This window comes from Tolypothrix sp. VBCCA 56010, assembly GCF_050875635.1.
Lineage (GTDB): Bacteria > Cyanobacteriota > Cyanobacteriia > Cyanobacteriales > Nostocaceae > Hassallia.
The window spans coordinates 26649-37682 of record NZ_JBPAOH010000069.1; the positions used below are offsets into that span (position 1 = coordinate 26649).

10 protein-coding genes and 1 pseudogene are annotated in these 11034 nt (G+C 42.6%); 8 read left to right on the forward strand and 3 right to left on the reverse strand.

Annotation, left to right across the window (positions count from 1 at the left end; genetic code table 11):
- Positions 1-178 (reverse strand): annotated as a pseudogene (locus AABK37_RS22300) (RNA-guided endonuclease TnpB family protein); the annotation flags it as partial.
- 118 nt (positions 179-296) lie between these two features.
- Positions 297-2399: an FAD/NAD(P)-binding protein gene (locus AABK37_RS22305; RefSeq protein WP_432553716.1), complete on the reverse strand. Its 2103-nt coding sequence runs from the start codon at positions 2397-2399 to the stop codon at positions 297-299.
- Between the two features lie 908 nt (positions 2400-3307).
- Here AABK37_RS22305 and ssuD point away from each other — a divergent pair.
- Both ssuD and ssuE read left to right on the forward strand, forming a co-directional pair.
- A complete protein-coding gene (ssuD, locus tag AABK37_RS22310) occupies positions 3308-4468 on the forward strand; it encodes an FMNH2-dependent alkanesulfonate monooxygenase (protein ID WP_432553717.1) in 1161 nt (386 codons plus the stop codon).
- Positions 4469-4498: 30 nt separating this feature from the next.
- On the forward strand, positions 4499-5062 hold the full coding sequence (ssuE, locus tag AABK37_RS22315; RefSeq protein ID WP_432553718.1) for an NADPH-dependent FMN reductase: 564 nt from the start codon (positions 4499-4501) through the stop codon (positions 5060-5062).
- Between the two features lie 316 nt (positions 5063-5378).
- Here ssuE and AABK37_RS22320 read toward each other — a convergent pair whose 3' ends face one another.
- Complete coding sequence (locus AABK37_RS22320) at positions 5379-6050, reverse strand: cadmium resistance transporter (protein WP_432553719.1); 672 nt, start codon at positions 6048-6050, stop codon at positions 5379-5381.
- 588 nt (positions 6051-6638) lie between these two features.
- Between AABK37_RS22320 and AABK37_RS22325 the strand changes: the two genes are divergently transcribed.
- From AABK37_RS22325 to AABK37_RS22350, 6 genes are all read left to right on the forward strand, one after another.
- Complete coding sequence (locus tag AABK37_RS22325) at positions 6639-7493, forward strand: ATP-binding cassette domain-containing protein (protein WP_432553720.1); 855 nt, start codon at positions 6639-6641, stop codon at positions 7491-7493.
- On the forward strand, positions 7450-8304 hold the full coding sequence (locus tag AABK37_RS22330; RefSeq protein ID WP_432553721.1) for an ABC transporter permease: 855 nt from the start codon (positions 7450-7452) through the stop codon (positions 8302-8304). The genes AABK37_RS22325 and AABK37_RS22330 overlap by 44 nt, the downstream gene beginning before the upstream one ends.
- 15 nt (positions 8305-8319) lie before the next feature.
- Positions 8320-8781 (forward strand): MarR family winged helix-turn-helix transcriptional regulator, encoded by a 462-nt coding sequence (locus tag AABK37_RS22335; protein WP_432553722.1) that lies wholly within the window; start codon positions 8320-8322, stop codon positions 8779-8781.
- Positions 8744-10015, forward strand: a complete 1272-nt coding sequence (locus AABK37_RS22340; RefSeq protein ID WP_432553723.1) for an MFS transporter — start codon at positions 8744-8746, stop codon at positions 10013-10015. The genes AABK37_RS22335 and AABK37_RS22340 overlap by 38 nt, the downstream gene beginning before the upstream one ends.
- A 120-nt stretch (positions 10016-10135) precedes the next feature.
- Positions 10136-10414, forward strand: coding sequence for a BrnT family toxin (locus AABK37_RS22345; RefSeq protein ID WP_432553724.1), 279 nt, complete (start codon positions 10136-10138; stop codon positions 10412-10414).
- Positions 10415-10433: 19 nt separating this feature from the next.
- Entirely contained in the window at positions 10434-10655 is a 222-nt protein-coding gene (locus AABK37_RS22350; protein ID WP_432553725.1) for a BrnA antitoxin family protein, read from the forward strand.
- Positions 10656-11034 lie beyond the last annotated feature (379 nt).

The window sequence follows — 11034 nt, forward strand, 5'->3', positions numbered from 1 at the left end:
CTACCCCACCGCACAGGCGGGTGGGGCTTCTGTAATCAATGGCGAATGCCGCAACTTAGACTTTCGTCCAAGTTTTGGTCTTATTTCCCCTCCTACAGCTCCAGACGGCTGAACCTTCCGCCAAAAACATTCTGATACCTTCTGCTCTAATGTTGATGGCTGCATTGCCATCGCGGTCAGCGGGTTAAGCACTATCGGACCGTAAAAGTAGGGTTGCTACTAGCAGTATTACCGATCGCCAAAATACAGATCCCCGACAACTTTTAAAGAAGTCGGGAATCTTGTAAACAGCATCTTCAAATTTGATAATCTAATACAAATAAAACGCCACCACGTTGATTTGCAGGTACAGCTGATGACATTTTTTTCGGAAAGGGCAAGTTCAAGTTATTCATTAAGATGATAAACTGGCTGCGGCTGCGTCCGGCAAATCGGGGATTCCAGCGCTTTTCTTCACCAATAGTAGACACCGTTTGTCCGTGGTAGTCGTGACCGGGATATACGTTGGTATCATCTGGTAACGTGAATAGCTTCTGCGTGACGACATCATATAGTAGTCCAGCATCACCGTTTTGGAAATCGGTACGACCGCAACCCCGGATGAATAGCGCATCTCCGGTTAACAAGTGAGTATTATTTACCAGGTAAGCCATGTGACTGTCAGTGTGTCCGGGAGTAGCGATCGCTTGAATTTGAACGTTGCCCAATTGCAACATACTTTCATCGGCAATATAGCTGTTTGCACAAGTAGTCTGGGCATTTTCAGGCATGATACTTAGACAACCCGTCATATCCTTAAGTTTACTTGTCCCAGTCATGTGGTCAGCATGAATATGAGTTTCCAGACAATAGCGCAAAGTCAGCCCCAGTTCTCGTAATATTTGAATGTCGCGTTCAACTTGCTCTAATACCGGGTCTACGAGAATAGCTTCTTTGGTTTCTGGGTCGGCTATTAAGTACGTGTATGTACTTGACTCTTTGTCGAAAAGTTGACGAAATAGCATGGCTGGTTTTTCATCAACAACATAAGTGGATTTCAGTAATTCAATAGCCAAATTCGCTGCTTGAACGCGAATTTCTCCAACAGCAGTAGTTTCCCAAAGATTACCTTTGCGCGGTGTTCCTAATGTATACAACAATTTAGAAGCATTTCCATCTGCATCAATCAACGCACCGTTGGCAGCAGTATCAATTCCTATTGATAAAGCGTTAGGACGCATCAACCGTTGTTCTTGCAAGCTCTCTAGTAATGGATGCTGCAATTTGCAGTAGTTAGAGTTTGAACCAGTACAGTTGAGAATTCGGTTAACCTGTAAAACAATCTCTGCCTGTGTTTCTCGTTCGCGAATGGTCACAGCTACTTTATTGTCAAACTCCCGACAAGTTTGAATCCGACCTGCATAGTAGTTTAGTTGACCAGATTGCATAGCAGCATCCAGCACATCAGCAATTTCTGGAGCAATTCGGTGACGGTGAACTTCCCAGTAAGCTTTGACATGGCGCAGAAATCTTTTTTGTTCATTCAAACAAAGTGTTTGCCAAATTTCTTCAGTAACCGGACGCAGCGAATCAATTACCGCTCGCCAATCTTGACCTTGAGTAATTGCTGTTCGCACTTGCTTACGTACTAAATGCAGTAGTTCTCGTGCAGTTTTTGGTGCAGTTTTTACATCAATAAATGTCGGTAATGGAGTTATTGTTTTGTGACTGCACGGTTTCAATCCATGACGGGAGACAGCATGGATTTTTCCCGGAAATCCTTTTTGGTGCAAGGCAACAACCGCATCTACCATCGTTAGTCCGCTTCCAATTAACAGAATGGAATCTTCTGGGTTTAAATCGGCGATCGCATCACTTGACCAAGCATTTCTAATATTGCGATTATGGTTCTCTAGAGAAGCAATTGGTTTTGGTAAAGACGCAGGGAAATTTCCCAACGCTAGCACAGCCTTTTGAACCTGCAAACACTCACCGCTACTCAGTTTCACCATGACATTATCGCTTTTGGTATGAATGGCGTAAGCTTCATCCGTAATTCGCTCTAACATCACAAATAAAGGAGCATTTGCCTCTGCTTCGTTCAAAGTCGCTTGCACATAATCTCCATAAACCTTACGCGGAACGAAGGTAGATTCTTTTACCTTTTCATATCCGTTTTTATGCAACCAGTTTAAAAAGTGATTTGGTTCATCAGGAAACGCGCTCATCTTAACAGCCGGAACGTTGAGCAAATGACAGTCAAATGGCGTACCGTAAGCAACTCCTTTACCTACTTCTTGATTGCGTTCAATTAACTTAATGAACAGTGGCATGGTTGCATTTCGCATCAGATTTGCTGCTACTAGAGAACCACTTAAGCCACCGCCAATAATAGCGATCGTGCTAGGATAAATAGTCATTTTTCGTTCTGTCGTTACTGATATAATGTATGCTTGCTGCTGTATGTCTACAAATCTATAACAAATAGTTTTTGATATATGTTGGTTTGGACACATTATGTGTATGAATTCAATCCAAATCCCACTTAGATACGTGAGAAACTGGGAATTAAATTCATTTCTAAATTACATTTGAACGAAGGAAGAAGAAAGAAGGAAGAAGGAAGAAGTTTGGTTTAAGTATTGGTATTCTGACCCCAACCTCAAACGAGCAACGCATAGGCGTTGGGGTTTTGAACCCCCGTGGATAGAGGTTTGAAGTTTAAAGAAATTCACATCGATTTTCTGACTTCAAACCTCACACGCCCTGGATAATCAAATTTAGCTGAGATAAGCTTTTTGGATTTATTGAGAATATATTGACAACAAATCCGATGTAAATATCGGGTTTTTTAATCACCTCTTATTTATTGCTCCAAAACTGAAAATTTACTAATTTAATTGTCAAGAAACTTTGATAAAGGCTTCTATATTTTTAATTTAGAAAATGATCGAGAAGAACTAGGGATGGGGCGATCGCAATTTCCAGATAAAACGGAACATATCACATATTAACTTTGGTACATCTATCGATTTATAGATATTTTAGATAAATTGTAATGATATACAACTCCTCCTCAAACAGGCAAATACCTACACAAACAACGCTGTACGGCAAGCCGCTAATTGTTCCTTATGTCAAACTCAAGTTCTAAAAGTTATTCATATTAACTACGATAACTTGATAGGCAAATCGTATTTTATTTGCCAAAAGTGTTGCTTTCCCCCTTCACCTGTGCAATACTCTTAGGATGTCAGATAAAATACGGTAACTCGATAGATTTGCTGTAGTATTGAAATAATCCGAATTTTGCAGCTATATAGGGATTATGCAACTACTTTGGTTTATTCCCACACACGGAGAAGGACGCTATCTCGGCACTGCGATCGGCGGACGGACAGTAAATTTTGATTACTGGCGACAGATTGCGATTGCGGTGGATCACTTGGGCTTTACAGGTGCTTTATTACCCACAGGGCGTTCTTGTGAGGATGCTTGGGTTTTGGCATCAGCGCTGGTTACGCATACAAAAAAAATGCGGTTTTTGGTGGCAATTCGTCCGGGGTTGATGTCGCCAGGAGTAGCAGCGCGGATGGCGGCAACGTTCGATCGCATTTCTGGTGGACGCTTGCTGATTAACGTGGTTACAGGTGGCGATCCCGTAGAATTAGCGGGGGATGGTTTGCACCTGTCTCATGACGATCGCTACAAACTCACAGACGAATTTTTAACAGTCTGGCGACAGATAGCTGCAAGTGAAACTGCTAATTTCCAAGGCGATTATCTCAACATCAAAGATGGCAAGTTACTTTTTCCACCTTTGCAGAAACCTTATCCACCTTTGTGGTTTGGCGGTTCTTCACCGATTGCTAAAAGTATTGCCGCCAAACACGTAGATGTGTACTTGACTTGGGGTGAACCACCTGCACAGGTTGCCGAAAAAATTGCCGCAGTTCGCAGACTTGCCCAAGCAGAAGGACGGACACTCCGCTTTGGTATTCGTTTACATGTAATTGTGCGCGAAACTGAATCTCAAGCTTGGGATGCGGCAAATGATTTGATTCGCTATGTGGATTCTTCAGCGATCGACGAAGCTAAGAAAGCTTATGCTCGTATGGACTCAGAAGGGCAACGCCGGATGGTAGAATTACATCATGGCAGTCGGGAAGCTTTGGAAATTAGCCCGAATTTGTGGGCAGGAATTGGTTTAGTGCGTGGTGGTGCGGGAACTGCTTTAGTAGGCGATCCCGATACGGTTGCCAAGAGAATGTTGGAGTATGCAGACTTGGGAATTGAGACTTTCATCTTTTCTGGCTATCCCCATTTAGAAGAAGCCTACCGCGTCGCCGAATTACTCTTTGGGCGTTTACCGTTGGAAAATATACCTGTTTTAGAACCACAGTTAACTAGTCCGTTTGGCGAGATAGTTGCCAATCGAGAATTTCCCGAACAACAAGTCAAAGAAAAAACCGCAGCTACCGTAGATTAACACCAGAAATTATTACCAGGATTTGACAAAATGGCTCATATTTTAGCGATCGCAGGCAGTCCAAGTCATCCTTCTAGAACTTATGGCTTAGTTGAGTATGCCAGCAAAATCCTCTCACAACAGGGTTTCACGGTAGATATCATTTTGGCGCGTGATATCCCTGCTGAGGATTTGGTGTTTGGACGTTACGATAGTCCTGCCTTGGAGAAACCAAAAGCTTTATTAGAAAAAGCTTCGGGTGTGATTATTGCGACACCTATCTACAAAGCGGCATATACAGGTGTCCTGAAAGCCTTTTTGGATTTGTTACCGCAGAAAGCGCTAGCAGGAAAAGTTATACTTCCACTTGCTACAGGTGGGACAATCGCTCATTTATTGTCAATAGAATATGCTTTGAAACCTGTGCTGTCAGAATTAGGAGCTAGGCACATACTAAGCACTATTTACACTGTAGATAAGCAAATTCAAATACAGCCCGATGGAAGTATCCAGCTAGATGCAGAAGTTGAGCAGAGGTTACAGGATGTTGTACGCGATTTGGTAAAAGCCGTCAATATTTCTCCTGTCACGAAAGAAGTTGCTCATGCTGGTTAGCGCCCGTAATGTTTCTTCTCCCGGTTGCAAGTAGCAGATGGGTTATTCCTCCCTATCTGCTACTTTTTTTAACAATTGTTAATAAAGAGACGTTCCAGCGGAACGTCTCTACGAGGGTTACGATGTTTTTATTAGTGTTAATTAACCGGACATGATATTAGCCTTACCAATGGTCATCGTTGTCAATTGGATTTATTGTAAAATTTTGTACTAAATATTTAAAAAAACATATGTGAAAGTACTGTAAGATGTCGGCAAAGTTTTCATTTTGAAGAGCGATCGCGCAACGACTCCCCAGCAGTATCGCTTGTCATGCTTAATTGTAAACCGCTGAAAAACTAGGTATAAGTTGAAAGGTTCCACTTTTGATCAAGATAGAGAATCCCAACCAGATTAATACGAAGGGAAAGATTTTCCGACCATAGCGGGCAAGAACCGGAGCCATGAGAGGATTACGAGTCATGTGGTAAGACATAAAACACCACACTCCAACTGTCATATAGCAAATAAGCAAGATTACGCCCAAACTAGGAAGATTGCTACTAGCAAATAACGGCACATAGATTCCAATATTGTTTCCCCCATTGGCAATGGTGACAGCAGAGACGCGGTAAGTTTGGCGATCGCGTAAAATTGCAAATAACGATTTTTTCTGACGCTGAGGTTTGTCAGCATTTAAGTTAAGTGACACATCTTGCACTAGTTCTTCCTGATTTTCTCGACTCATGAGATGACTGATACCAATTGCCACTGGAAGCAAACCTAGCAATCCAATCCACGCTTCTGGAAGAACTAAACCACCTAAGAAACCAGGGAGACTAGCAAATACTAAGGCAGTAAATCCCACAAATTCACCGACAATAACATGCTTGGGACGAAACGAACGATTGACTTTGCCGAAGAAAGCCGTCAAATACAAATTATCATCAAAAGTAGTCGCAAAAGCAGCAGAAATCCCGATAAGTAAAGTACCAATTAACCAACTCATATTTGTTGCTCTGAATTATTTAATGTGTGTTCGTTCCAGTCCCTCTCCGTTTTTTCAGGTGAAGGCACATGATCGAGATTGTTTTGCTTGTTTTGCCTAGTATCAGCAGATAAATCCCGTTCAGAAATATGGGAGGCGATCGCGCTTCAATGAAAGAAGTGATTTTTTGCTGCAAAATACCTTGGCTTTATTTGAAATCAATATTATTCGTTTTTACTTAATGACAGCAAATATTATTTATTTTTAAAACGATAAATAAAATTGATGAATAATTTATCTATCCCTCTTGGCAATGCTTTTACTGACGATAAATTAAATAGACGAGAATTAAACCCGAAGCTATAGGTGTATCAATTTTAAAGCTTCAAGATTTTTCATTCTTCCTATACCGATACGATCGCCCAAAGCTTGAACGCAGATTTCCCGGATCAAATCGCGTCTAGCTGACGAGTGGATTCGGGGTGTGAATCGATTTGAACGCTTCGGGGGATCGCGGCTTACTCTCAAAATAGGCTCTTGACTTTTCGGTAATATATGAGAAGCTAATAATTAGATAACCTAAATATACTAACAAGGAATGTACTGCCGGTGACGAAACTGACGCAAAAAGGCGATCGCTTAGAAACGCTTGCCGACTTTCCGAACCCTACGGTTATATTAGACACTCAGGAACTTACGCGCCGTTTTGACAAATTCACCGCTGTTGATTCGGTGAATATCTCTGTAGAAGCAGGAGAAGTATTTGGTTTGCTCGGTCCAAATGGAGCAGGTAAAAGTACAGTCATCAAGATGTTGACAACGCTGCTACCGCTTTCTAGTGGACGGGCAACCATCGCTAGCTATGATGTAACGCGCTCCTCAGGTGCTGTGAGAAAAGTCATCGGCTATGTACCCCAAGCTCTTTCTGCGGATGGCAGTCTTACAGGCTATGAAAATCTCTTGATTTTTGCCAAGCTGTATGATATACCGTATTCGCAACGCAGAGAGCGCATCCGTGATGTGTTGGCGTTTATGAATTTGGAACAAGCAAGCGATCGCTTGGTGAGAACTTACTCTGGTGGGATGATTCGCAAGCTGGAAATTGCCCAATCCATCTTGCATCGACCGCAGATTATGTTTCTCGATGAGCCAACAGTCGGACTCGATCCGGTTGCTCGCAGCCAAGTTTGGAATCTTGTGCAGGAACTTCGTGCAGATTACGGCACAACTATATTTTTAACTACCCACTTTTTAGAAGAAGCTGATAGTTTGTGTAACCGCGTAGCAATTATGAATCGCGGTAAAGCGATCGCGACTGGCACACCCACAGATTTAAAAGCTGCTTTAGGTACAAACGCTACCTTGGATGATGTCTTTATTCACTATACAGGGGACGAATTAGCGTCAGGAGTTAGTTATCATGACACGGCAAGAACCAGACGTAATGCTCAACGGTTGGGTTGAACCACGACAAAATCGTCGAGAAAATTTTATTTATGCTATTAACCAACTAGCCAGCAAAACTCTAGTCATAGCTGAACTAGAAGTGCGTAAACTCCGCCACGATCCTTACGATTTACTGATACGCGGGGTACAGCCTGCGTTATGGCTTCTCATCTTCGGGCAAGTTTTTACCCGCACTCGCGCTATCCCTACAGGGAACTTATCTTATTTAGATTTTATGACTCCCGGTATTTTAGCTCAGAGCGTGTTATTTGTGGCAATTTTGACTGGTGGCATGACGCTGATTTGGGAGCGAGATTTAGGAATTGTGCATAAATTGCTTGCTAGTCCCGTACCCCGTGCAGCGATGGTGTTAGGAAAAGCCTTAGCTTGTGGAATCCGAAGTTTATCACAGATAGTGATTATTTATGGATTAGCGCTGCTGTTAGGTGTTAACTTAAATCTCCATCCGTTAGCATTACTCCAAGTAGTAGTAATTGTACTTTTAGGCGCGGGTTGTTTTTGTGTTTTTTCACTCATCATTGGCTGTTTGGTAAAAAACCGAGAACGGTTTACAGGAATAGGGCAATTGTTAACAATGCCCTTGTTTTTTGCTAGTAATGCCATCTATCCTTTATCACTGATGCCTGGTTGGTTGCAAATCATTTCTCACATCAATCCCTTGACTTATCAAGTTGATGCCTTACGGGGTACAATGCTGGTAAATGGCTTGAATCTTTATGGGTTTGGTCTGGATTGTACAATTCTCTTGTTAACATTAATAGGCTTGACTATCATCTGTGGACGACTTTATCCACGGGTGGCGATGTAACCAGGAGAAAAACAGTTGATGCTCGGTAAACCCTCCCAAGAATGTGCCGTTAAAGTAATGGATACGATTCCCTTATTAATGCGGTTTATCCGAGCGGATATGCGTGAAAACAGTGCCGCGTCTCTATCTATACCGCAATTGCGCTCAATGCTATTCATCAAACGCAATCCGGGAGCGTCTTTATCAGAAGTTGCGGAACATTTAGGTGTAACTTGTGCGACAGCATCTACAACTACAGAACGGCTAGTACAGCGTAATTTTATTCAACGTAGCGACCATCCCCAAGAAAGACGACGGGTGGTTCTTAATCTTACGGATGAGGGTAAGCACCATCTTGAGCAAACCCTTGCCCAAACTCGCACTCACATTGCAGACTTGCTAGAAAGTCTGACGACAGAGGAAATTGCACACATTGAAGAAGGGTTGACTCTACTTAAACATGTCTTCGAGCGATCGTCAGTTAAAAAAGCACCTTAAAGCATCGGCAGTAAAACAAGATGCCTTTGCAGCCTTGAGAATTCGTGACTATCGACTATTTATTATTGGACGGATACTGCTATTTACGGGGTTTCAAATTAGGAATATTGCAGTGGGGTGGGAACTGTACGATCGCACTGGTTCGGCAATGGTTTTGGGTGGTGTGGGTTTGGTGCAGGTAGTGCCAATTATTGCCCTAACATTGATTGCCGGACATGTGGCAGATAAATGCGATCGCAAACGCATCATGATGATAACAGTGCTGCTATCGTGTTTATCTTCGCTGGGGTTGGCAGTAGCTTCCTATACCCAAGCACCAATTTCCTTGGTGTATGCTTGTTTGTTGCTAACAGGTGCTGCTAGAGCATTTAACAAGCCTGCTAGCGATTCTCTTCTGTGGCAGTTGATACCTAGCAGTTTGTTTACGAATGCAGCCACTTGGAATAGTAGCAGCTTTCAACTTGCCTCAGTAATGGGACCAGCTTTAGGAGGATATGCGATCGCTTCTTTGGGAAGTGCAAGTGGAGTGTATTTATTGGCAGCATTTGCAGCGTTTTTGTCTTTTGTTTCTGTAGCGACGATCAAAGACCAGCCTACCATCCGTTCTAAAGAACCGATTTCCATCAAAGCATTATCTGCTGGTGCTAAATTTGTCTGGCAAAATCAGTTAATTCTCGCAGCTATTACCTTAGATTTGTTTGCCGTTTTATTTGGGGGTGCGACAGCCTTACTACCGATTTTTGCTAAAGATATTTTGCGGGTAGGACCGATAGAACTGGGATATCTACAAGCAGCACCCTCAATTGGTGCGTTGATTATGGCGGTGATTTTGGTACATTCACCTCCCTTACGCAAAGCCGGAAAAGCTCTACTTTTATCAGTTATAGGCTTTGGGGTGGTGACAATTATCTTTGGCTTATCGCGTTGGTTTTGGCTATCACTGCTGATGCTAACGTTAAGTGGCGCACTGGATAATATTAGCGTTGTGATTCGCCAGACATTGGTGCAAATTCGCACTCCCGACTATTTACGCGGTCGGGTTGCCGCGATTAATGGTGTGTTTGTTAGTGCATCGAATGAGTTGGGGGGTTTTGAGTCTGGTTTGGCTGCGGCTTTGTTTGGTCCGGTGCTTGCTGTTGTTGGTGGGGGAGTTGGGACGATTTTGGTAGTAATTGCGGTAGCTTCGATATGGTCGGGGATTGGCAAGTTAGGAGCGTTGCATGAGTATGAGTAGTTAATTTAGCCTTTCAATGTCGTTTAAACCAACTTACAACCGATGGAAGTTGTAAGATTATTTTAGGGTTCTGGATGCGCGATAATAAACTAGTAGCCTGATTGGCATTGCTTAATCTTCATGCAGTTTGAGTGGGACGAAGCGAAAAACCTCGAAAATATTCGTAAACATAAAATTGATTTTGCGGATGTTCCCACAATGTTTGACGGTTCAATGCTGATTGAGCTAGATAATCGTTTTGACTATGGTGAAGACCGTTGGATCGGAATCGGCTTTTTAAGAAACGGTGTAGCGGTGGTTATTTGGACAGAACGACAGGGTGATGTCATCCGAATTATCTCAGCACGAAGAGCAAATAAATATGAGCGACAACAATTTGAGGAATACCTCTGGTACTAATTGGGAAGCTAAGAAGTCAATGTCAGATGATGATATTGACTATTCTGATATTCCACCCTTGACAGACGAATTCTTTGAGAAGGCTGTGTTAAGGGTTCCGGCTGCTCAAGCAAAAAATCTAGTGCAGCTTGACGCGGATGTGATGGCTTGGTTTCAAGCGCAGAGTGGAGAATACAAAACCCTGATTAATTCGGTTTTACGTCGTCATATTGAAAGTGGTGGGGATAAGAAAACCGCCTAACAAATTGTTGGAGGGGATATTGTTGGGTAACATACGTCAAACGCCACGCCCCTCAACGCTCTTAACCCGCGCACGGGGGTGGCTCCCCAACCTACGCAATGAAAATACACTGTATATGTTTAAGCCCTCGGAAAAGTTTATTTTTAGGAGAAACTATGACGGTAACAGGTAAGCATTATTTGACACCATTTTTGCCGCATATGGGACAAACACCAGAAAAACAATTACAAAAAAATCACATCGTTACCTACACGCTAGTTTCAATTCATAATTTCTTCTAATATTCTATTTATAAGTTGACCACGGACATTGCGTCCTTTTCTACTAGCAGTACCTTGATGTGTATAATAATAATACTGAGCACATATATTTGTATATA

What these genes read in the sequence shown, in the direction of transcription:
- AABK37_RS22305 (WP_432553716.1), bottom strand. Translation starts at nt 2,399, where the DNA reads ATGACTATTTATCCTAGCACGATCGCTATTATTGGCGGTGGCTTAAGT.
- AABK37_RS22340 (WP_432553723.1), top strand. Translation starts at nt 8,744, where the DNA reads ATGTCTTCGAGCGATCGTCAGTTAAAAAAGCACCTTAAAGCATCGGCA.
- AABK37_RS22345 (WP_432553724.1), top strand. Translation starts at nt 10,136, where the DNA reads ATGCAGTTTGAGTGGGACGAAGCGAAAAACCTCGAAAATATTCGTAAA.
- ssuD (WP_432553717.1), top strand. Translation starts at nt 3,308, where the DNA reads ATGCAACTACTTTGGTTTATTCCCACACACGGAGAAGGACGCTATCTC.
- AABK37_RS22350 (WP_432553725.1), top strand. Translation starts at nt 10,434, where the DNA reads ATGTCAGATGATGATATTGACTATTCTGATATTCCACCCTTGACAGAC.
- AABK37_RS22320 (WP_432553719.1), bottom strand. Translation starts at nt 6,050, where the DNA reads ATGAGTTGGTTAATTGGTACTTTACTTATCGGGATTTCTGCTGCTTTT.
- ssuE (WP_432553718.1), top strand. Translation starts at nt 4,499, where the DNA reads ATGGCTCATATTTTAGCGATCGCAGGCAGTCCAAGTCATCCTTCTAGA.
- AABK37_RS22330 (WP_432553721.1), top strand. Translation starts at nt 7,450, where the DNA reads ATGACACGGCAAGAACCAGACGTAATGCTCAACGGTTGGGTTGAACCA.